The following is a 20,548-nucleotide window of genomic DNA, read 5'->3' as shown; positions in this document are numbered from 1 at the left end:
TGCTCAGGTTCAACTCCGACTACCAGATCGACGGCTGCTGGAGTCGCAGACCGGTTCGTGGGTGCCGTTCACCATGCGGGTGGACCGGCCGCCGTTCGACGACGTCCGGGTGCGGCAGGCGTTCCGGCTCGTCGTGGACCGGGAGCAGATGATCAAGCAGGTGCTCGGCGGGCACGGCACCGCCAGCAACGACATCTACTCGCCCGCGGATCCGGTGTACAACTCCGGGTGCGCCGCGACGTGCTCACCCGATTCCTCCACAGTGGACAGAAGTTGGAGTCGCTGAACCCGCGCCGCCGGGTTCGCGACCTGGTGGCCCAGCCGATCTCGGCGCTCGGCGGGGATTCCGGCCGCAAGAGCACGTCGGAGCGGGTGGCCGAAGCGCTGCGGCTCGCCGCGCTCCGGCCGGACATCGCCGAGCGCTACCCGGACCAGCTCAGCGGCGGCGAGCGACAGCGCGTGGCGATCGCGCGTGCCCTGGTCACCCGGCCCGAGGTGCTGATCTGCGACGAGATCACCTCCGCGCTGGACGCCTCGGTGCAGTCGGCGATCGTCGACCTGCTCCAGGACCTGCGGGAGAAGATGGGGCTGGCGCTGGAGTTCGTCACGCACAACATCGCGCTGGTGCGCAACATCGCGCAGCGGGTCGCGATCCTTCAGGGCGGGCGGATCGTCGAGCAGGCGCCGGCCGAGGAGCTGTTCGCCGCGCCGCAGTACGAATACACCCGGTCGTTGCGCAACGGTGCGCCCAACTTCCACCTGGAGCGGAAGGACTGAGGTCGGTCGCAGCGGGTTTTGAGCGGGTCGCCGAGGAGTTCGCCGAGGTCGTCGCGGTGCGGCAGGAGCGGCGTGCACCGTCTTCCGCGATGGTGAGCTGGTCGTCGACCTGCAGGCGGGCCACCGCGACCCCGAGGGTGCCGAACCGATGACGACCGACACGCTGATGCCGATCTTCTCCGGCACCAAGGGCATCGTCGCCACGGGAGTCGCCTTGCTGGTCGACAGCGGTGCGATCGACCCGGAAGCGCCGGTGGTGCGGTACTGGCCGGAGTTCGGCGCGGCGGGCAAGCAGGGCGTCCTGGTCCGCCAGCTGCTCTCGCATTCGGCCGGGTTGCCGTATCCGGCGAAACCGGTCACCCGCGAGGAATCGATGGACAACCGGGCGATGGCCGGGCAGCTGGCCGCGCAGCCTCCACTGTGGCCGGTCGGGATGACCACCGCGTACCACGCGTTGACCTTCGGCTGGCTGGCGGCGGAGCTGATCCGCCGGGTCGACGGGCGGGAGGTGGGCGAGTACCTGCGCGCCGAGATCACCGAATGGGTTCCGGCCGACTTCTGGCTGGGACTCCCGGAGTCCGAATGGCCCCGCACAGGGCGGCGCTGGCGCGCGGCCGACTACCAGGTGGCGAACCGGTTGAACACTCCGGAAGCCCTGGCCTACCGAGACAAGGTCTACGGCAACCCGCCCACGCTGCTGGGCGAGGATGCGCCGTGGAGCACCCCGGCGTGGTGGACCAGCGGCACCCTTGGCGGCGGCGCGATGGCGTCCTCTCTCGGCATGGCGGCGGTGTATTCGGCGCTGGTGACGGGGAAGCTCGTCAGCGGCCGGATGATCGACCGGATTCGCCGGGAGGAGAGCCGGGGCACCGACCCCGGCACGGGCCGGCCGCTGGCCTTCGGCCTGGGCTACGAGCTACAGGATTCGATCGAGACGTACGGCCCGGAGGCCACCGGTTTCGGCCACAGCCGAGCGGGTGGTTCGCTGTTCGGCTGCTGGCCCCGCCTGGGCGTTGCGTTTGCCTTCAGCCCGTGCCTGATACGAACCGAAGGCTTCGACAACCGCTCCCACCGCCTCCTCACGGCCCTCCACACCTGCTCGTAGATCTTGCTCCCAGGAGCGTTTTGCGTGCCGGTGCGGGTAGCGGAACCTCAGCTCTGCGTACCCCGTTCCTGCTGCGCGGTTTCGCCGGCGAAATCCGGTCGCGTGGGCCGTTAGGCTCGGTGCATGGACTTCGAAGTGGACGACTCGCGGGCTCGGACCGATCGCGACGTGGTGTGGGAATTCCTTTCCACGCAGGCGTATTGGGGTCAGTGGCGCAAGCGGGAGGACTTCGAACGGCAGATCGACCTCGCTTGGCGGGTGGTCGGCGCCTACCGGAAGCCGGACGGTCGGCTGATCGGCTTCGCCCGGGCGTTCTCCGACGGGGTAGGCACGGCGTACCTGGCCGACGTGTTCGTCGCCCCGGAGGCGCGCGGCCACGGCATCGGCAAGGCGCTGGTCCAGGGCATGATCGACGACGGCCCCGGCCGGGACTTCGCTGGATGCTGCACACCGACGACGCGCACGACCTCTACCGCGCGTACGGCTTCGTCAACCCCGACCACACCTACCTGGAACGCCCCAGCCGCCTCTCGTGATCGGGGTGCTCGCCGGGTGGAGATCGGCGGGCCGAACCTCCACCATGTTGGTATGACCGAACTGCTCACCGACACCCAGGTCTCCGACGCGCTCCAGCACCTGCCGGAGTGGCGCCAGGACGGCGTCAATCTGACCCGCACGGTCGAATTCGGCGGCTTCCCGCAAGCCATCCAGGCGGTGACCCGGATCGCCGAGATCGCCGAGAACGAGAACCACCACCCGGACATCGACATCCGCTGGCGCACCGTGACGTTCTACTGCACCACCCATTCCAAGGGCGGCATCACGGCCAACGACACCTCGCTAGCGCAAGAGATCGACAGCGTCGTAGAGCAATTCCAACAGTGACCGGCCGACTGCCCCCACCTGGATGAATGTCTCCGCAGGTCATTGCCCGTGAGTGTTTTTGGGTGCCATAGCACCCGGAATCGCTCACGGGGCTGACCAGCCGAAACCCAGGGTTCAGACACCCCATTAGGCGATCCCTTCGACGAGGTCCACGGCTTCGAAGGCGCATCCCCAGGACAGCGCCACGCCGCAGCCACCGTGGCCGTAGTTGTGGATAATGCGCCCGCCTTCGTACTCCTCGACCTCCACCCGCACGGCCTCCCGGCCGGGCCTCAGCCCGACCAGTTCCGCGAGCACTTCGGCGTCGGCCAGCCGCGGTTCCACCTCGACGCAGCGACGCCGGATGCCTTCGCTGACCTCGCGGCGCGGCACCATGTTCCAGTCGTGCTCGACCGCCACGCCGCCGAGCACCACCCGGTCGCCGTGCGGCATGTACGCGGCGAACTCGCCGGAGTCGGACAGCTCGATGAAGTACTCGTCGATCCCCGGGTTGCGCACCACGACGTGCTGGCCGCGCACCGGGTGGACGCCAGGGTCGCCGACCAGCTCACGCGCTCCGACGCCGGTGCAGTTGACCACCGTCGGGGATTCGGCGACCGCGTCGGCCAGCGACGGCACCGGGCTGAGCTGCAGTTCGCCGCCAGCGGCCTGGAACCTGGCGACCAGGTAGTCGAGGTAGCGCGGCATGTCGATCAGCGGCACGGTCGCGTGGTAGCCGCTGACGAACCCTTCCGGCAGTTCCTCCGGCGTGCAGGGACGCAGGTCGGGGATCAGCTTGGCCTCGGACGGGACCGCATCGCCGAGGTCGAACCGGGCCGCCATCCGCCCGGCGGCGAGGTGCACCCCTGAGTTCTCGTCGCGGGCCAGCGCGGTGAACTCGGCGTGCGAGCGGGTCACCCAGTACAACACTCGTTCGGCGGGTCGCAGCATCGCCGGACCCCACATCGCGCCCGCGACCGCGGAAGTCGTGTCCTGCGGCCGATCGGCGGTCCGGATGCGCACGCGTTGGCCTGCTTCGGCGAGGACGACCCCGGTGGTGAGGCCTTGCACGCCCGCGCCGATCACCAGCACCGGGGCTGCGGATGCGGTCATCTTCGACACGCTAGCAGTGAACCGGCGATGGAGTTCAGCGCAACCGGCCCGAAGCAGTTCAGCAGCACGAACCGCGCGAGCGCCTCCCGGTCCGGGCCGTCGAGCAGGTGCTGCCAGAGGTCCAGGGTGAGCCGGAAGTGCCAGAATGCGCGGGCGAACCCGGTAGTGATCATCAGCGAGGTGACGCGCTCCGGATACCGCGCGGCAGCCCGGACGGCGACCGTCGTGCCCACCGAATGGCCCAGCACCGCGAAAGGTTTCCACCCCGAAACCGACCGCCCTGGCGACGACGTCGTCGACGAGCCGGTCCAGTTCGAGCGGCTGCTCGGCATTCGGCGTCTTACCCGCGCCGGGGTAGTCCGGCGCGACCACCGTGTGCTTCTCGGCGAGCTCGAACCCTGCCCAGACCTGGTGGCAAGGAACGCCCTACCGACTACCTCGCCACCACCGAGATCTGACGCACGGTTATCCCGTGCGGCCCGGCACCCGAACGAGGCGCTCGTGGCCTCGTTCACGACGAATCGCTACCGTTGTCCCATGACCACGCTGCCCGACTGGATGCGCCCCCCGCGCGCTGAAGGCTGGTTCGCGGAGGATCTGGACCGCCTCCCCGAGGCGCCTCGGCACACTGAGTTGATCGACGGAGCCCTCGTCTTCATGATGACCCCGCAGCGGTCCTGGCACGGCCGTCTCGTCACCGGTCTCACGGTGGAGCTCGCACGTCAGGCCCCCGACGGCATCGAGGTCGAGCGGGAAATGACCATCCGGCTCGACGCCCGCAACCGTCCTGAGCCGGACCTGCTGGTCACCACCGCACCCTTCGACCCGGACCGAACCTGGTATGAACCGGAGGACGTACTCCTCGTCGTCGAGGTCGTCTCACCCGAGTCCGCGCATCGCGACCGCACGGTCAAGCTGCGCAAGTACGCCGGTGCAGGCATCCGGCACTACTGGTACATCGAGGACGAAGACGCGGTCGCAGTGGTGCACGTCTACGAGCTGGACGAACCGACGGGCGTGTACGCACCAGCGGGCATTTTCCGCGGCACCTTGCAACGCCCCGTCCCCTACGAAATCGACCTCGACCTGCGCCGGCTCACGCCGAGACGCCGCCGCTGACCAGAGGCGATCGCAACCAAACATCCACGTCTGGTCCAGCCGCCGAACAAACCTCAACGGACTTCGTCACCAGGCACGCGAAGGGGGCGTGGTCCAGGCTCATTTCTCGCCCCCAGAGGTCAGACGTTGAAGCGGAACGATTACCAGCGACTTCCTGACCAGCGCGGATCAAGCGGAAACCGTTTCTGAACTGCTAAGACGTTGTTCTTAACTTCTCGTTGTTTTGCGCCCGTTTTCGCTGCCCTGACGAACAACTGACGAATGATCGGCCCCGTACTTGGTCTTGCAGCAAGGCGACCACAGACAGGCAACCCGGACCCAACTGGCGACCTCTGCATCGTACTGGAGTGGCCAAGCTGACCGCCCTTGCAACGTGCCCAGCACCGTTCCTCGAAGGCTCGCCCAGCCGACCAGTGGAGTCGGGACGTCCGAGGTTCAGATCTCCATCTCGGCGGCCTCTGCGGGGCCGCCTGCCTTCCGCTCGCGCCATGACGAGGCCGCCGACCTTTCCGCTCGCGCCCGGTCGCCGCCGATGGCCGGCCGGGACCGGTGAGCGCAGCGAACCGCACGCCCGGCCGGCCATCGGCGGCTTGACCGGGCTCGCATACAGGAAGGTCGGCGGCCTCGTCATGGCTCGCATACAGCAGGCAGGCGGCCCCGCAGGGGCCGCCCTTGATGAAGTAGAGAAAGTTTAGACACACGTGGGCTAGAGCCTGGACTGGCCGCTAGTCGCGCTCGTGGCGGCGCTTCTCGGCGAGGGCACGCATCTCGGCAAGGACGTCGTCGTAACGCCACCGGTATTGACCGCCGGGCGTCACCAGGGCGGGCGTAATCAAGCCTTCCTTGGCGTAGTGCGAGATCGTCCGCCGCGCCAGGCCCAGCTTCTTGGCCAGCTCGGTACTCGAGATCAGCGGCGAGCCGTCATCGGTCACGGGGTCATCGTCAATGCCTCGAACGGTTACCGCTGCCTTGCTTGCCTCAATATGCAGGTAATACCCTGATTGCCTACTTTGCCTTGTTGGAGGTGAGCATGGCATCCGATATGCGGCTTGCAGTGCTGGCGCGTTCGACTCAGTGGGAACTTGACGAAGCGGCTTTCGAGCTGGGCGGAGGCCGGTATACGCGAGAACAGCGTCACGAGCTTGCCGACCGGCTGACCGCCCTCGCTTCAGAGCTCCGCGCCGATGCGGATGAACCACTGATCATCGATGTGGCGGATTGAGCGTGACGGATAGCGAGGCGTGGCGGTTCGCTGTCGGCGGGTGGACGTACCTCTGGCCACGGGGTCAGCTAGTTCAGGTCTTCGACTCCGTGGCTTATACCCGGCGGCTGGCTGGTGAGACTCTCGACGCTCGACCGTTCAAGGCAGAGTTCGTTCCAGGCGGCGGTTTCGAGTCCATCGAGGACTTCGAGGACTGGTGCCGCAAGGACCGGAACCGCCGATAGAAAACCGGCGCTGCCTGGCTTCAATCAACCCGAACCGATCCTCTGGAGTTTGAGCGAGCAGACCCGGCGCCGTCCGGTGCAGAATGCCGGTTGATGGCAGACACAGATGATCTCGACCAACGGACTAGTCACCACTCGGCGTGGGACCGTCCTGCGGAGCGTCACTGGTGGCCTGAAGGCGTCGATGTGGCCTCGGTCGATGCTGCTAGCAAGGTGACTGAAGCGCTGGAGACGGTCGAGCGGGCACGTGGCCACCTCTACGAGTGGCACCAGCTGATCGGCTCAGCCAACGATAAGCTCAACGTGGCCGTGCGGGCGCTACGCAGCACCGGACACACCGAGCTCGCTGACGCCGTCGAACGCAACCTTGTGGGCCGTAACGTCCTTCCCGGCCGCTGGACGTTCCAAGCAATCGAGGAATTTGACGAGGGCTACTACGAACCCTTCCGCAACAACGAGGAGCACGTTCGTCAGATCATGCTCGGTGGCCGACGGCATGTGTACGAGGCTGCGATGAAGGAGGCCGCGCGTAGCGTTGACGAGTCCGGCGCACCCTTGCCGTGGCATGCGGCAACGCCAGAGTCAGGAACCTGACCCATAAAGATCGGCGCTGCCTGGTTGTAGCCAAGCAGCGCCGTCGTCCTACGTCGTCTTTGAGTTTGAGCTAGTTCATCTCGGTACTGCTCGCCGTCCAGCGCCATCCAAGCTCCCGCAGGGCGTCGGCTCGCGAGAGGATCGCCGTGTTTCGAAGATGACCTTCGTCGGGTCGGTAGTCAGCCGTTTGAGCCGTAGTCGCTCCTGGCCACTTGCGGTAGTACAGACCGGGATCGGGCAACATCACACCTGGTGCCACGGCTTCAACTGCGAGCATCAGCGCCACATCTTCATCGGCGAACAGTGCCGGCCACCCGCCAAGAGCACGCACAAGCGCCGTATAGGTGCACATCGTCGTGCCGACAACCTGAAGCTCACCGGCCGCCTGGCCCTCGTACAGGACGCCGGGGGACAGCGGTCCCGGCTCCGGGTCGCATGGACCTGGCAGTAGCGAACCGTCCGGCATGAGATCGAGTGTCGAGGACACACACCAGGCGAATTCCGGCGAACCCGTCAGGGCCTTGACGTCCTGGGCGAGGGCGCCTGCCGGAAGGATGTCGTCTGCGTCGAGCGTGCGCATGAGCTCGCCCTCGGCGCGATTAAGACCGATCGTGCGTGCCATCGAGGCGCGGCCGTGCTGACTGGCACCGGGCGAGATACGCGGGTCTTTCGGTAGGAGATCGTCAAGGAGACCGGTTTGCCCGTCCTCCTGAACAATCCACTGCCAGTCCCATCCGTCCGGAAGCTCCTGCGAGGAAAGGGATTCGTAGGTGTCAAGCAGGTGTTGATGCTTGCCGCGGACGACAGCCGTCACGATCGAGATCTTGTGCATGCGTCACCACCTGTCCAGGCGCTCGACGTAACACACCTCGGTCCGATCAGCGGGGTAGACGGCTTCGGAAAGCTCGACCACTCGCCCCTCGATGTCGATGGACTTCGAGCGTCCGCGAAGCAGCGGAACACCCTCGTTCAGTCCCCACTGCTGGCGCTCGATGGTTGTCGGGGTGACGGACCAAAGAGTTGTCTCGAAGCGGTCAAGCTCGATACCGACGGTGTAGAGCTGGTGTTGGTGTCCTCCGGGCCAGGGTTCGTTGTTCTCGTCGAGAAGGGCCGGGTTGGACTCGATTAGTGCGCGCGGAATGTAGCTGACAGACCATGACGTGTAGGTGCCGTTGCGCTTATCGACCATCGAATACTCGCGCTTGATCAATGGCACCCCGGCTTCGATGCCGAACTCCTGCGCGAGTTCCTCGGTTGCCTCAACCTCGGTGTACTTGGCCGAGAATTCCACATCTTGGACACTGTCGCCGGTCGTCATCTCGAGAGCGCCGCTTGCCGCCCGCACATCTTCGGGCTCGCGAACGAGGTTCTTCATGGCCTGGCCCATCTCGGCCGGCAACTTGATACGCGTCGGAGGCTTCCGAACCTGCGCAGGTTTACCGCGCCCGCCTGGGGCGATAAGACCTTCCTCTCGGAGGAGGCCGAGGGCGGCGTCTGCTGTCGCCTTCGCAACCCCCCACTCCTTGGAGATCTCGCTCAGGGTCGGCAAGCTGTCGCCGGGCTGGAGCTCGCCCGTCTGGATCGCCGCGCGAAGCTTGTTCGCGATCTGGTCCCTGATCGGAACAAAACCGCTGGTAGCTGTGGTCATGCCCCCATTAGATCACAGCAGTTCATAGTTTCCTAGTACAAACCCTTGACTCCTCGACGATCACTCGCTAGATTGATCTCGTCGGTCCTAGTTGGCTAGGAAACTGAGAAACTAACCCAGTGGAGAACCAAGATGCTGAAGAACATTCCGGTCGTGCTTGAGGGTTACAAGGTGCGCGTGGTCGAGGAGCCGGTGGTGAAGATGTACAAGAACCGCGACACGGGCAAGCAGGAGATGGCCACCAACCAGGACGGTGCGCCGCTTTACGAGATGTCGATCTTCATGAAGGCGATCCCGACCGAAGAGGGCAAGCGGGCTCCGAAGGGCTTCGAGATGAAGGTGACCTTGGAGACGGAGCCGCCGTCCGGGATCGAGGAGGGTGATCTGGTCGCGCTGCACCACCCGCGCCTCTCCCAGTTCCTTCTGGACAACGGAACCCAGGGTGTCACGCTGAAGGCCCTCGGCGTGATGGCCCCGAACGCGGGCTGAGTCCCCGCGCTTTCAGATTCTTTCTCTGCCAATTCTGGCTTGTTCTTTGAGAATTACATAGTGGGCCGAGCTATGCCTTCTTTCGGCGTGAATTGATGCGCCGGGGAAGTCATGTTGACCCCCGAGCAACATATCGGGGGTCTTCATGGATTCCTGCAACAACAAGGCGGTGTCAGTAATGCAGTACGGCAAATTGGGATCTTTGCAGCCGTCGACGTTCGCTCAGCCGGTCACCTACTACAACGGGGGATTGGAGAACCCGGAGGAGAAAGCGACTGTGGCGCGTTGCATCTGCGATTCCACGATTTTCCGGAACGTGCGCAACGAGTGGGTTCACAAGACGGGTCCGAACGGCGAAAGCTGCTATGAGGGCTATGCGCCCCAGGGCTAAGGCAAGATCGCGCGGAGTGATCAACTCGGCTCGTAGGGTAGCCGGCCGGGTTGGCGTGCTGGGCCGGGAGATGGAGGATGGCCTCCTTCTGGGATCATGGAAATTGCGAAAACCAAACTCCAGAAGAAGGCCATCCGTTGTCATTTTCTCATAGCTCGTCATGGGCGTCGTTTCCGGGTAGCGCCGACGGTGATGATGCCGATCTGGCGGAACTGATGAAGTTGCTCGGCAAGGTGCCGGATCGCCGTAAGCGGAAGGGCCGTGTGTACAGTTTGGCGTTCCTTCTCGCGGCGTCGTTGATCGCGGTGCTGGCGGGCGCGTCGAATTTCCGGCAGATCGCCGACCAGGTCGCCGATCTGCCGGCGTCGTTACTGCGGAAAATAGGTGGACGATGGTGCTGGTTCCGCGGGTTTTTCCGTGTCCCGGATACGTCCACGATCCGGCGCGCACTGGAAAATGTCGATGTAGCGAAGCTGGAAGGACTGATCGGGCCGTGGCTGCTGCGTCATGCCCGGCCTATCCCGGGCGGCACGTTGCGACTGGCTATCGACGGCAAAGTGCTGCGCGGTTCGTGGATCGGGGATCACGAGTCGTTCACGCTGTTCTCCGCGATGATCCACTGCGATGGTGTCACCGTCGCCCAAGTGGCCGTTCCCTCGGGCACCAACGAGATCACCCAGGTCAAGACCCTGCTCGACGGTGTCTCCCGCGGTGTGGACGGCCGTGTGGTGGTCACCATGGACGCCGTGCACACCCAGCGAGAGACCGCCGAATACATCGCCGGCGAACGCGGATTCGACTACGTTATGACAGTAAAGGGAAATCAAGCGGCGCTTAAGAAAAAGATATACGACCGCACTCTTCCGTTCTTGCGGAAAACCCCGCATCATGTCGTCGTCGATGACACCCACGGCCGGATACGCCGCTGGACTACCTGGATTACCGACGCCGACGGAATCGATTTCCCACACGCGCGCTCCGTAGCCTGCGTCAAACGAGAAGAAACAACCCTCTCCGGAGAACTCGTCAGCAAAGAGCACGCCTGGATCATCACCAGCCAGAACACCACCACAGTCACCGCCGAAGACCTGCACGACCAAGTCCGCGACCACTGGGGAATAGAAAACAAAAGCCATCATATCCGTGACACAACATACCACGAAGACGCACAACAAATCTATACCGGCACCGGCGCCCATATACTGGCAACATTACGGAATACCGCAATATCGATGCTTCGCATAACTGGACACAACGACATCCGCCGGACAACCGAATGGATCAGCAGGGACCGCACACGAACACTCCCCGTCCTGTCACTCCAAGTTGCGGGGCGCAACACACAGTGATCTTGCCTTTGCCCTGCTATGCGCCCCGGTGGTAGTCGTCGTGCGCCGAGCTATGCCTTCTTTCGGCGTGAATTTATGCGCCGGGGAAGTCATGTTGACCCCCGGAATCGGGACGGTGGGGCATTCCTGCTCATTCCGGGGGTCTTCATGGTCTCCAGTCCAGAGAAAGCAGGTGGCGATGATGAGTGAACGTCCGGCGATTCCTGGCGAGCTGTGTACATGTGGCCGTCAGGCGTTGGTGGTGTACGTGTTCGAGGACGAAGACAAGGTCCGGGAGATCGGCTGGTGCGGATTAAGCAACGTCTCGACGCTGCTGCCGTGCCGGTTCTGCGGTTCGGAGGTTCCGCACCGGAGTTCTTGGGGCGATTCGGAGAAGTGCCCTGATTATCAGCCGGTACCGGCTGGGGAAAGGAAGAGTTAGATGTCGCTGAAGTACTGCCCGGCTTGCGACTGCGACAAGTGGCTTTACCCGCACTCGCAGGACGCGTTCTGCAAGCGCTTCGTGAAGGTGAAGCTGTCCTAGTACGGCAGCCGCACTTTCGTGATCTTGGCTGGTCAGGGGCGTTGAGGGGGCCCGGTTAATCAGGCGGGCAGCCGCCTCGCGATGATCATGTTGTGACGCAAGAAGATCGTGAGGCGGCTGCGGCTGTCATGGTAGAGGGTGCGCGTGCGGTGGCGAACCTGGAGGTGCTGCACGGACGGTTGAGGCCGTGTTTCGCGCGGGCGAAGCCGTTTGGGCAGGCCAGGAAGTACATGTCCGGGTTGATGAGTGATCTGCCGCGCAAGAACGGGTGGACCATCGCCGAGCACGCGGGAGACCGGACTCCGGATCGGATGCAGCGGCTGCTCAATCACGCGGTGTGGGACCACGATCAGGTTCAGGGGGTGGTGCGACGGTTCGTGGTCGACCAGTTAGGAGACCAGCCGTTGCGGGTGGTGGCGCTGGACGAGTCCGGTCAGGAGAAACAGGGGGAATGCACTGCGGGCGCCAAACGGCAGTACATGGGCTGCGCGGGCCGGGTCGCGAATGGGGTGAACACAGTCTATTGCTCGTACGCCACCCCCGGCGGGCACGCGCTGGTCGGTGCCCGTATCTATGTGCCGGCCGAACAGCTCGACGATCCTGATCGCCGTGTCGCGCTCGGTGTTCCCGACAAGACCGAGTTCCGAACGAAACCGCAACTGGCGCAAGACATTCTTTTTGACATGATCTCGGATGAGACGATACCACCGTGGGTGGCGGGCGACGAGGTCTATGGCCGATCGGGCCCGCTACGGACTTTCTTGGAGGACAACGAGATCGGGTACGTGATGCGCGTCGGGTGCGCCTTCACCATCGAGTTGCCAACGGGTGAGCGGATACGCGCGGACGCTACCGTGGCCACGCACCTGGCCAGCCGCGAGCACGAGCGGGCCTGGCAGGTCTGCTCGGTGACCGGGTCGAAAGGCGAACGCATGTACGCCTGGGCCTGGATCGCGACCGCGAGCCCACGCCACTTTCTGTTGATACGCAAACACTTGCAGACCGGCGAGTTGGCCTACCACTACTGTCACGTTCCCGCTGGACGGCCGATCACGCTGATGACCCTCGTGCGGGTCGCATGCTTGCGCTGGCCAGTCGAAGAAGGGTTCGAGTTCGGAAAAGACCACTTCGGACTTGATCACTCCCAGGTCCGCCTCTACACCGCACTGCTGCGGCACATCGTACTCACTCTGGCCGCGCTCGCCGTCTGCGCCATCACCGCAGCCCAAGCCAGAACCCGAGCTCCAGCACCAATCTTGCCCACCACGCCCGATCAGCAGCCACCCGAGGATCCCGGCCTGATCGCACTCACTGTCGCCGAGATCAAACGACTATTCACACTGGTCACCCGTCGGCTCCACCCCGAAACCCACCACCTGCACTGGGTCTGGTGGCGACGCCGACACCAAGCTCGCGCCCGCTGGTTCCATCACCGCGCCCGACTACGTCGTGACCAGCGAACATAGCCCAACCGGAAAGTGCGGCTGCCGTACTAGTAAGGGGGTGAACTGATGAACGGTTTTCACGGTTCGGGATGCATCGGAGAAGGTGAGAGCAAGTGAGGATCAACGCGAACACGGGTGCTGCGGAGTTCGGCGCCCGGTCTCGGAAGCGCAGGGCTCGCTGGTCGCAGCCCGGTTCGACCAGGGCTCAGCGCGAGACGCCAGGCGTGGTCAACCTGAACTTTGGGCAGGTGGAGACGCACGTGGCGGTCCAAGGCGACATCCACGGGGACCTGAACTTCTCGTAGCCCAAATCGGGCACGGACACGACTACTGAGAAAAGGGGAATTGGTTCGTGAATGCGAATTTGCCGGTCGGGATGCGGAAGAACACGCCCGCTGTCGCCCGGCTGAAAAAGATCGGCGAGTTGCTGGACGCGTTGTTCCGGGAGCTGTCGCGGGTGGAGTTCCTGGAAGACGACATCATGGTCAAGAAGGACTTCGAAGAAGTTGGGGATTTGGCGGGCGCGGCGCAGTCGTCCGTGTTCGGGGTTCGGGACGCGATCGCCGCGAAGGGCGGTCCGAATGTGGCGAAGGGATACCAGAAGTAATGGCACGTGGTGACGAGGTACACGCGACGGTCCGGCGTATCGATTCGACGATGCTGGCGCTGGTGAACCACTTGAAGAAGTTCGGGGTCCCGAAGGGTATGGGGACCTCGCTGAACAAGATGCGGAACTCGGTCGGCGACTTGGTCGCCAAGCTGGAGATGACCCAGCGCCGGAACTGATACCAGCTGGACTCGGCACAGGGGGCGTTGATCTCTACGGAGAATCAGCGCCCCCCTTTTTCTTCTGCTCGTAGAAAGGTAAGGCGGCAATGCGGGACACGCGAGTGGGCACGGAAAGGACCCCGGTTCGGGCGGCGGCACGGTTCGTCGCGCGGCATCCGCGTTCGGTGGGCTCGGTGGTGGTCCTGGACGCAGCGGTGCTGTGGGTGGGGTACCAAACCGTGCTCATGGCGGCCGGGATTGCCGTGGTGGCCGGCGCTTCCTGGCGGCTGCTGGACCGGCCGACCTTCGATAGGTTCGCTGGTCGCCTGCTGCGGGCGTGGTGGAGACGGTGGTGGTCCTACCGGCGGCAATGGCTTCGGATCATGACCGCCTGCAACCTGACCACCATCGATCACAAGGGAAACACCCTCACACCGCGCGTGACGCGGGTGAAAAGCACGTGGTCATGGGACACCGTGCACGTCCGCATGGCCAAGGGCCAAGAACCGGAGGACTTCGAGAAAGTGATCAATCGGCTAGCGAACTCGTTCAAGACGCGGGCGGCCAACGTACGGCAGCTCAAGCCGGGCAAGATCGCGTTGGACTTCCAGCGGCGTGAACCCTTCGATGACATGTTCGTGCCCCTGCCGGGCCTGGCGGAGTCGGTTGAGGCGGTGGACCTGCGGCGGCTGCCGATCGGCAGGGACGAATACGGCCGGGACTTCACCCTCGACCTGCTCGGCCGGGACCTGCACATCCTCCTGGGCGGAGCGACCGGGGCGGGGAAGGGCTCGTTCATGTGGGCGCTTCTACGCGCTCTGGCCCCGTTGATCCGGGCGGGTTACGTGCGGCTGTGGGTGATCGACCCCAAGGGCGGTATGGAGTTCGGCATCGGCGAGGAGATGTATTACGAGTTCGCCGAAAGCGACCAGGCCGGGCAGAAGCTGATCACGAAGTACACCAGCATGCTCGACGCCCGGAAGCTGGAGCTCGGCCGCCAAGGGGTCCGGACGTTCACGCCGTCGCTGGAGACGCCGCTGGAGTTGCTGATCTGCGATGAGCTGGCCGCGATGACCGCCTACGCGGACAAGGCGATCCGGGCACCGTTCGAGCTGGATCTGAGCAAGGCGCTCACGCAGTACCGGGCGGTGGGTGGCCGGACGGTTGCCGCGTCGCAGGAACCGACCAAGGACGTCATCCCGATGCGTGGTCTGTTCCCGACGAAGATCGCGCTGCGGCTGGATTCCGCATCGTATGTGGACATGTGCCTGGGTGAGGGCATGCGCGATGCGGGCGCGTTCGCCGACAAGATCCCCGAGTACCTCGCGGGTGTCGCCTACGTGAAGACGGAGGGCCGCCGGGAACCCCTGCGGGTTCGTGCCGCCTACACCACCGACGACGACATCACCGAGCTCGTGCGGTTCTGCACCGACCGGGGCGCGACGGTCACCCCGATCCGGCGCGAGGCCACCGACGGCGAACACGCCGGGCAGGCCGAAGAGGACATTTACAGCACCGACTTCGAAAAGCTCGAAGTCGACGACGAGATCGAAGAGCACGACTACTTCGAAGACGACGAGGGCGACGAAGAGATCGCCTGATCATTCCCCTGTTTCATGCGGTCCGCCCGGGCCTCGGGCAAGAGCAACCCGGGCGGGCCCTACCTCGCAATGGAGGCGTTACCCATGTTCGCAGAAGCGATGCTTTGCTTCACCACCGCCACGACCGCCTGAGGTTCCCCCGGGGTAGTGGACACCACGTTGGCAGGATTGGTTCCTGCTGGAAGGATGTCCTCATGCCTCCTCGTAAGCGTCGGTCGTTCACGGCCGAGTACAAGGTCGAGGCTGCGCATCGTGTGATCGATTCCGGCCGCACGATCGCTGAAGTGGCTCGTGAGTTGGGTCTCAACGACGGGTTGCTGAGTAACTGGGTCAAGGATGAGCGGCGCAGGATCGCCGCGGCCGAGGCTCACGGGGAAAAGCCTTTGGAGGCTGCGGAACGCGCCGAGTTGCTACGGTTGCGTAGACAGGTCGCCGAGCTGGAGAAGGACAACGCGTTCCTGGTAAAAGCCTCGGCGTACTTTGCCGCGATGCAGAAGAAACCGAACGGTTCGATCTGATGGTGAAGTACGCCGGCCCCGACACGCTCGCCGAGACCCGCACCGACACCGACACCGACACCGACACCGACGGCAGTAAAGACGCCGCCAGGCCGTTCTCGGTGCGTCGTATGGCGCGACTTCTGGACGTGTCCGCGTCGGGCTACTACGCGTATGTCAAACGCGCGGCGGCGCGGAGGTTGACACCACGCAAGCAGCGCCGGGCTGACCTCGAGGTGAAAATCACCGGAGTACACAAAGAATCCGGCGGCACCTATGGGTCACCCCGCATCACCGCCGAACTGCGTGCGCGGGGCGAGGTGGTCAGCGAGAAGACCGTCGCCAAGATCATGGCCGGCATCGGGATCGAGGGCATCAGCCCGCGCACGTTCAAGGTGAAAACCACCGTGGCCGACCCGAAGGCGTCGTTCCCGCCGGACCTCGTCGATCGGGAGTTCGACCAGGGCCGCGTGGACGCGGTGTGGCTGACCGATATCACCTACCTGTCCTGCGGTGAGAGTGAGATGTATCTGTGCGCGGTCCGGGACGGGCATTCCCGGAAGGTGCTCGGCTACAGCATCTCCGAGCACATCGGCTCGGAGATGGTCACCGAGGCCATCGACGCCGCCGTCGCTACCCGGGGCGGCCGGTGCCGTGGCACGATCCTGCATTCCGATCGTGGCGGTGAGTACACCGGTCATCTAACGGTGAAAGCGTGTTTCCGGCACGGGCTGCGCCGGTCGATGGGCGCGACTGGGGTCTGCTGGGACAACAGCCCTGCGGAATCGTTCTGGTCCACGTTCAAACACGAGCACTACTACCGGCATACCTACGCCACACAGACGGAACTCGTTGTCGCAGTTGACAATTGGGTTCGCTTCTACAATGCTGGCCGGAGGCACTCCGCAATCGGGATGCTCAGTCCCGAGGACTACGAGAGCTCACTCCGAGCAGCTGCCTGAATCCCCGTAAACCCCCTGTCCACCACTCGGGGGGAACCTCACCCTGTACGGGCTGCGTTCATACCGGCTCGGGCGGCGCTGCTCTCGGCTCGGGCATCGGCTGCGGAGCGACTCGCTGACGGGCTTAGGCAACCGGGCAGCGCTGGTGGCCGCGTTCGAACGGGCTCGACGGTCGCCCGGCCTGCTCGGGGTGGCGCTCGGTGACCTCAACGGGTTCAAAGTGCTCAATGATACCCACGGACACCGCTTTGGGCATCGGGTGCTGCTCGAAGTCGCGGCGGTACTGCGGCACTGGGCTCCTGAAGTGAACATGATCCCGTTCCGGTTGCACGGCGACGAGTTCGCGCTCCTGCTGCCGGATGTGGCCGGCCACCCCGAGGCCGACCGCGCCGTCCGCTGTGTACAGACCGCAGTGTCCCGGTTGACCGAAGTCGACGGCCAGCCGATCGAAGTCTCGATGGCACTGGGCGTGGTTACCGCACCGACCACCATGCCGAACCTCTCCACGCTCCTGGCTATCGCCGATGACCGCATGTACGGCGACAAACACGCCACCCGCACCCACCACACCAAGAACACGGTTTCCGTTTCCCAGTAAGGAGTTTCGAAGTGCAGAACATCAACATTCACCTCACCGGCCGCAGCATCCTGACCGGGCTACTGCTGCTCGCGGTCGTGCTCGGCGTGCTGGCGCTGGTGTGGCTGCTGGTCACCCCGGCGTGGGCGATCGGGATCGGCGCGGGCCTGGTCCTGCTCATCCGGGGCCTGGTCTGGCTGTTCAAGCCCCACAGCGAGTGAGGCCGGAGAGATCAGCAGACCGACAGACAGTGATAAGGAGGGCTTCGAGGATGAAGCAGGAACAGCGGGTTACCGCCGTGAAGGCAGCGATCGAGCAGGCACGAGAGGCCATTGAGAAGGCCAGCGTTCCGGGCATGAAGTGGTACCTGACGCGGGACAGGCAGGAGAGGGAACGGCTGGGCTTGGGCGGAGAGCCTGAGGTCGATCTGGGCTTCGTGCTCCGTGATGACCCGCAGTGGCGGCTGGTGGAAGCGAAGCACGACGCGCTGATGCACCTGGCCGACGCCGTTGAGGAGGCAGCTTCCCTGTGGCTGCGGTGAGCCCGTTCAAACCCCACAGCGAGTAGGAAGGAAACGCAACGTGGGCCTGCTGCGCCGTAAACACGACGACAACGCCCCCGCCAAGACCGGGAAGACCCGGCGGGTACGCAAGCTCGGTGCCCGGATTTTCGAGGCTCGCCAACTGCGGGGCCTGGTGCGGGATCCGGACCTGCAGGCCGTGGAAATGGAACGGCAGACCCGCCGCACCCTGATCGGGCTGTGGTTCTTCCTGTCGCTGGGCCTGGTGTTCACCACGGCCGGTGTGCAGAAGTTCCTTGCGGGCGATGCGACCCGCACGGATCCGCTGTGGTGGGCCGCGTGGACGGTCGAGCCGATGTTCGCCGGGCTGCTGATCGTGATCCTCAACTTCGAGGCCGTGATCCTCTCCTACGGTCTCGACCCGGATCACGAGTGGTGGTACCGGCTGAAGAAGGTCCTGCTGGCCTCCACGCTGGCCATGAACGTCATCCCGCAGATCACGCCGCTGTTGCGGGGCCTCTGGCAGGAGTTCAACCTGGGCTCGGCGGCGGTACACGCGATCATCCCGGTCATCGTCTACGGCATCGCGGAGGTCATCCCGGTCATCCAGGCGAAACGACGGGAGATCATGCTCCTGATCTACGAGACCGCCGACCAGGCCGACGACACCGAGGAACCCGAACCCGGATCTGAACCGGCGCGGCCGGCCACTGAACCGGCCCCGGCTCCGACCTCGGCACCGGTTCCCGAACCAGCCCCGGCACCGGTTCCCGAACCTGTACCGGCTCCTCCGGTGATGCCTGCGATCCGGCGGGCTCCACGGCTCCCGGCTCCGATCCTCCACACGCTCAAGGACGCCCGTTCCCGGGCTCTGGCTGAGGGTCGGGAGTTCACCGCCGCCGACATCCAGCGGGTAGCCAAGCTGTCGGCGGACATTGCCGAACAGGTCGCGGCCGAGTTCGCCACCCACAACGGTCACGCCTTCAACTGAAACCCGTTGCGGGACAACTGAAAACAGATCCAGCACAACCATGCTCGGCGGGCAGCACCGCGGGGATGGACCTGGTGGTGATGCCCGCCGGGCTCTATCCCTCGAAAGGTCACCACATGGTGTTGCCCACGCTCCCGGACGTCGACCGCATCAAACAGCGCATCCAAGCCCCCGATTACCGCGACTGGCGCAAGAAGGTCGAAGACGTCTACGGCTGCCTGCACCCGGTCCGGCTCTCCGGCAGCTGGCAGATCACCGACAAAACCACCGGAGCCGTGCTCACCCGCCCCGACGGGCGCCCGGCCGAGACCAGCGGGCACATCCTGTCCCCCTGCGGCAACCGCCGCGAGTCGGTCTGCCCGGCCTGCTCGGACCGCTACGCCGCCGACGCCTTCCAGCTCATGCGCGCGGGCCTCTCCGGTGGCTCCAAAGGCGTCCCGGTCACCGTGTCCGACAAGCCCCGCCTGTTCGTGACCCTCACTGCCCCGTCGTTCGGTCCGGTGCACAACCGACGTACCGACAACGGCAAGGCTCTGCCCTGCCGCTGCGGGCGCTACCACCACGAACACGACCCGCTGATCGGCCAAGCGATCGACCCCGACGGCTACGACTACACCGGACACGTCCTGTGGCAGGCCCACAGCGGCAAGCTCTGGAACCGCTTCACGGTCAAGCTGCGGCGGCACCTCGCCCGCGCTGCCGGGATCACCGTCCGCGACTTCAAGGACCACGCCCGGCTCTCGTACGCCAAGGTCGCCGAGTTCCAGCGGCGCGGCATCATCCACTTCCACGCCGTGATCCGCCTCGACGGCCCCGACGGCGCGATCGACGCCACCCCAGCATGGGGCACGGTCGAGTTGCTGGCCGACGCGGTGCGGGCCGCTCACGCCGACACCACCGTCACCTCACCGAAGTTCAACGGCCAGGCGCTGACGTTCGTGTGGGGTGAACAGGTCGACATCCGGCCAATCCGCCCCGCTGAGGCGCACCGGTTCGAGGACGAGCACGGCACGATCAGCGATGACCGGATCTCCTCCTACGTGGCCAAGTACGCCACCAAGGGAACCGGCAAGTCCGAAGCCGCGGACCGGCCGATCCGCTCCCGCACCGTGATCGAGCTCCTGCGCACCACCGAGCACCACAAACAGATCATGCGCACCGCCTGGGACCTCGGCGCACCCATCGTCTGCCCCGACTGCCACCCCGACGGCGAGCACCAAGCCGGCGGCTGCCCCTGCGCTGCGATCGACCACTGCGCCACCTGCGACAACGGCGGCTGGATCCCCGGGCCGCTCGACGAACTCAACCTCCGGCGCTGGACGCACATGCTCGCCTTCCGTGGGCACTTCCTGTCCAAGTCGCGGGCGTACTCGACCACGTTCAAGCAACTCCGCGAAGACCGGCAGATCTGGCGCTTTGAGCAGAACCTCGCCGAACTCGGCGTCGAAGCCGACACCGTCGCCGTGGTCAACCACTGGGACATGACCAGCGTCGGCCACCGCACCGACGAGGAACGCGAACTCGCCGCCGCCATCGCCGAAAGCACCCGCCAAGCACGCAAACTCCGCTACGCCACCGAAAGGAAAGACTGACCATGATCCGCAACCTCTGGGGCCCGGAAGATCTCGCTAGCTACCTGAAGGTTCCGGTTGCCACCGTCTATCAGTGGAGGCACAAGGGTTACGGTCCTTGCGCTCGGAAGATCGGAAGGCATTTGAGGTACCGGCCGGATGACGTTGAAGCCTGGGTTGTCGGGCTGGAGGCGTGAT

The 20,548-nt window shown here is 65.0% G+C and carries 28 protein-coding genes and 1 pseudogene; 24 read left to right on the top strand and 5 right to left on the bottom strand.

Annotation, left to right across the window (positions count from 1 at the left end; all coding sequences use genetic code 11):
- Positions 1-61 precede the first annotated feature (61 nt).
- The 5 genes and pseudogenes from ACRXBZ_RS24765 to ACRXBZ_RS24745 all read left to right on the top strand — a co-directional run bounded on the left by ACRXBZ_RS24765 (position 62) and on the right by ACRXBZ_RS24745 (position 2,767).
- Positions 62-286, top strand: coding sequence for an ABC transporter substrate-binding protein (locus ACRXBZ_RS24765; protein ID WP_433881136.1), 225 nt, complete (start codon positions 62-64; stop codon positions 284-286).
- Positions 274-777 carry an ATP-binding cassette domain-containing protein gene (locus ACRXBZ_RS24760; protein WP_433881135.1) on the top strand — a complete coding sequence of 168 codons (504 nt, stop codon included), beginning with the start codon at positions 274-276 and terminating at the stop codon, positions 775-777. Before ACRXBZ_RS24765 ends, ACRXBZ_RS24760 begins: the two co-directional genes overlap by 13 nt.
- Before the next feature lie 97 nt (positions 778-874).
- Complete coding sequence (locus ACRXBZ_RS24755; RefSeq protein ID WP_433883960.1) at positions 875-1,882, top strand: serine hydrolase domain-containing protein; 1,008 nt, start codon at positions 875-877, stop codon at positions 1,880-1,882.
- A 123-nt stretch (positions 1,883-2,005) separates the two neighbouring features.
- Positions 2,006-2,418: pseudogene (locus ACRXBZ_RS24750) on the top strand (GNAT family N-acetyltransferase).
- Positions 2,419-2,470: 52 nt separating this feature from the next.
- A complete protein-coding gene (locus ACRXBZ_RS24745; protein WP_168590114.1) occupies positions 2,471-2,767 on the top strand; it encodes a 4a-hydroxytetrahydrobiopterin dehydratase in 297 nt (98 codons plus the stop codon).
- A 126-nt stretch (positions 2,768-2,893) separates the two neighbouring features.
- Here ACRXBZ_RS24745 and ACRXBZ_RS24740 read toward each other — a convergent pair whose 3' ends face one another.
- A complete protein-coding gene (locus ACRXBZ_RS24740; RefSeq protein WP_433881134.1) occupies positions 2,894-3,859 on the bottom strand; it encodes an FAD-dependent oxidoreductase in 966 nt (321 codons plus the stop codon).
- On the bottom strand, positions 3,856-4,092 hold the full coding sequence (locus ACRXBZ_RS24735; protein WP_433881133.1) for a hypothetical protein: 237 nt from the start codon (positions 4,090-4,092) through the stop codon (positions 3,856-3,858). Before ACRXBZ_RS24735 ends, ACRXBZ_RS24740 begins: the two co-directional genes overlap by 4 nt.
- Between ACRXBZ_RS24735 and ACRXBZ_RS24730 the strand changes: the two genes are divergently transcribed.
- Positions 4,085-4,978, top strand: coding sequence for a Uma2 family endonuclease (locus ACRXBZ_RS24730; protein WP_433881132.1), 894 nt, complete (start codon positions 4,085-4,087; stop codon positions 4,976-4,978). The two genes, ACRXBZ_RS24735 and ACRXBZ_RS24730, sit on opposite strands and share 8 nt — an antisense overlap.
- Before the next feature lie 725 nt (positions 4,979-5,703).
- Here ACRXBZ_RS24730 and ACRXBZ_RS24725 read toward each other — a convergent pair.
- Positions 5,704-5,910, bottom strand: coding sequence for a MerR family DNA-binding transcriptional regulator (locus tag ACRXBZ_RS24725; RefSeq protein WP_433881131.1), 207 nt, complete (start codon positions 5,908-5,910; stop codon positions 5,704-5,706).
- A gap of 98 nt (positions 5,911-6,008) precedes the next feature.
- Between ACRXBZ_RS24725 and ACRXBZ_RS24720 the strand changes: the two genes are divergently transcribed.
- The 3 genes from ACRXBZ_RS24720 to ACRXBZ_RS24710 all read left to right on the top strand — a co-directional run bounded on the left by ACRXBZ_RS24720 (position 6,009) and on the right by ACRXBZ_RS24710 (position 7,018).
- The gene (locus tag ACRXBZ_RS24720; protein WP_433881130.1) at positions 6,009-6,200 is read left to right on the top strand and encodes a hypothetical protein; all 192 of its coding nucleotides are present in this window, start codon (positions 6,009-6,011) and stop codon (positions 6,198-6,200) included.
- A 2-nt stretch (positions 6,201-6,202) separates the two neighbouring features.
- Positions 6,203-6,424, top strand: coding sequence for a hypothetical protein (locus ACRXBZ_RS24715; protein ID WP_433881129.1), 222 nt, complete (start codon positions 6,203-6,205; stop codon positions 6,422-6,424).
- Positions 6,425-6,610: 186 nt separating this feature from the next.
- On the top strand, positions 6,611-7,018 hold the full coding sequence (locus ACRXBZ_RS24710; RefSeq protein WP_433881128.1) for a hypothetical protein: 408 nt from the start codon (positions 6,611-6,613) through the stop codon (positions 7,016-7,018).
- A gap of 70 nt (positions 7,019-7,088) precedes the next feature.
- On the opposite strand, the gene ACRXBZ_RS24705 is transcribed toward ACRXBZ_RS24710, so the two are convergent.
- Together ACRXBZ_RS24705 and ACRXBZ_RS24700 are read right to left on the bottom strand one after the other, a co-directional pair.
- Positions 7,089-7,850: a glycosyltransferase family 2 protein gene (locus tag ACRXBZ_RS24705; protein WP_433881127.1), complete on the bottom strand. Its 762-nt coding sequence runs from the start codon at positions 7,848-7,850 to the stop codon at positions 7,089-7,091.
- Positions 7,851-7,853: 3 nt separating this feature from the next.
- A complete protein-coding gene (locus ACRXBZ_RS24700; RefSeq protein ID WP_433881126.1) occupies positions 7,854-8,666 on the bottom strand; it encodes a GntR family transcriptional regulator in 813 nt (270 codons plus the stop codon).
- Positions 8,667-8,798: 132 nt separating this feature from the next.
- On the opposite strand from ACRXBZ_RS24700, the gene ACRXBZ_RS24695 reads away from it, so the two are divergent.
- The 15 genes from ACRXBZ_RS24695 (at position 8,799) to ACRXBZ_RS24625 (ending at position 20,547) form a co-directional block, all read left to right on the top strand.
- Positions 8,799-9,155, top strand: a complete 357-nt coding sequence (locus ACRXBZ_RS24695) for a hypothetical protein (protein ID WP_433881125.1) — start codon at positions 8,799-8,801, stop codon at positions 9,153-9,155.
- Positions 9,156-9,623: 468 nt separating this feature from the next.
- The gene (locus tag ACRXBZ_RS24690) at positions 9,624-10,895 is read left to right on the top strand and encodes an ISAs1 family transposase (protein WP_433878027.1); all 1,272 of its coding nucleotides are present in this window, start codon (positions 9,624-9,626) and stop codon (positions 10,893-10,895) included.
- Between the two features lie 615 nt (positions 10,896-11,510).
- On the top strand, positions 11,511-12,884 hold the full coding sequence (locus ACRXBZ_RS24685; protein ID WP_433878126.1) for an IS701 family transposase: 1,374 nt from the start codon (positions 11,511-11,513) through the stop codon (positions 12,882-12,884).
- Between the two features lie 92 nt (positions 12,885-12,976).
- Positions 12,977-13,168, top strand: coding sequence for a hypothetical protein (locus ACRXBZ_RS24680; RefSeq protein ID WP_433881124.1), 192 nt, complete (start codon positions 12,977-12,979; stop codon positions 13,166-13,168).
- A gap of 47 nt (positions 13,169-13,215) precedes the next feature.
- Positions 13,216-13,470, top strand: a complete 255-nt coding sequence (locus tag ACRXBZ_RS24675) for a hypothetical protein (protein WP_433881123.1) — start codon at positions 13,216-13,218, stop codon at positions 13,468-13,470.
- Positions 13,470-13,649 (top strand): hypothetical protein, encoded by a 180-nt coding sequence (locus tag ACRXBZ_RS24670; RefSeq protein WP_168587098.1) that lies wholly within the window; start codon positions 13,470-13,472, stop codon positions 13,647-13,649. Before ACRXBZ_RS24675 ends, ACRXBZ_RS24670 begins: the two co-directional genes overlap by 1 nt.
- 89 nt (positions 13,650-13,738) lie before the next feature.
- Complete coding sequence (locus tag ACRXBZ_RS24665; RefSeq protein ID WP_433881122.1) at positions 13,739-15,232, top strand: FtsK/SpoIIIE domain-containing protein; 1,494 nt, start codon at positions 13,739-13,741, stop codon at positions 15,230-15,232.
- 194 nt (positions 15,233-15,426) lie between these two features.
- Positions 15,427-15,750: a transposase gene (locus ACRXBZ_RS24660; protein WP_433878664.1), complete on the top strand. Its 324-nt coding sequence runs from the start codon at positions 15,427-15,429 to the stop codon at positions 15,748-15,750.
- The gene (locus tag ACRXBZ_RS24655; RefSeq protein ID WP_433881121.1) at positions 15,750-16,691 is read left to right on the top strand and encodes an IS3 family transposase; all 942 of its coding nucleotides are present in this window, start codon (positions 15,750-15,752) and stop codon (positions 16,689-16,691) included. The genes ACRXBZ_RS24660 and ACRXBZ_RS24655 overlap by 1 nt, the downstream gene beginning before the upstream one ends.
- Before the next feature lie 43 nt (positions 16,692-16,734).
- Positions 16,735-17,289 carry a GGDEF domain-containing protein gene (locus ACRXBZ_RS24650; protein WP_433883959.1) on the top strand — a complete coding sequence of 185 codons (555 nt, stop codon included), beginning with the start codon at positions 16,735-16,737 and terminating at the stop codon, positions 17,287-17,289.
- Positions 17,290-17,300: 11 nt separating this feature from the next.
- Positions 17,301-17,489, top strand: coding sequence for a hypothetical protein (locus ACRXBZ_RS24645; RefSeq protein WP_433881120.1), 189 nt, complete (start codon positions 17,301-17,303; stop codon positions 17,487-17,489).
- A 50-nt stretch (positions 17,490-17,539) separates the two neighbouring features.
- Positions 17,540-17,809: a hypothetical protein gene (locus ACRXBZ_RS24640; protein WP_433881119.1), complete on the top strand. Its 270-nt coding sequence runs from the start codon at positions 17,540-17,542 to the stop codon at positions 17,807-17,809.
- 40 nt (positions 17,810-17,849) lie between these two features.
- Positions 17,850-18,779, top strand: a complete 930-nt coding sequence (locus ACRXBZ_RS24635) for a hypothetical protein (RefSeq protein ID WP_433881118.1) — start codon at positions 17,850-17,852, stop codon at positions 18,777-18,779.
- Between the two features lie 116 nt (positions 18,780-18,895).
- Entirely contained in the window at positions 18,896-20,371 is a 1,476-nt protein-coding gene (locus ACRXBZ_RS24630) for a replication initiator (protein ID WP_433881117.1), read from the top strand.
- A 2-nt stretch (positions 20,372-20,373) separates the two neighbouring features.
- Complete coding sequence (locus ACRXBZ_RS24625; protein WP_433881116.1) at positions 20,374-20,547, top strand: helix-turn-helix transcriptional regulator; 174 nt, start codon at positions 20,374-20,376, stop codon at positions 20,545-20,547.
- The last annotated feature ends 1 nt before the right edge of the window (position 20,548 follow it).

The organism is Saccharopolyspora hattusasensis (assembly GCF_050972075.1).
In the GTDB taxonomy this organism is placed as follows: domain Bacteria; phylum Actinomycetota; class Actinomycetes; order Mycobacteriales; family Pseudonocardiaceae; genus Saccharopolyspora; species Saccharopolyspora hattusasensis.
The sequence above is the reverse complement of the archived record's forward strand: the minus strand, read 5'-3'. Positions and strand labels throughout refer to the sequence as shown.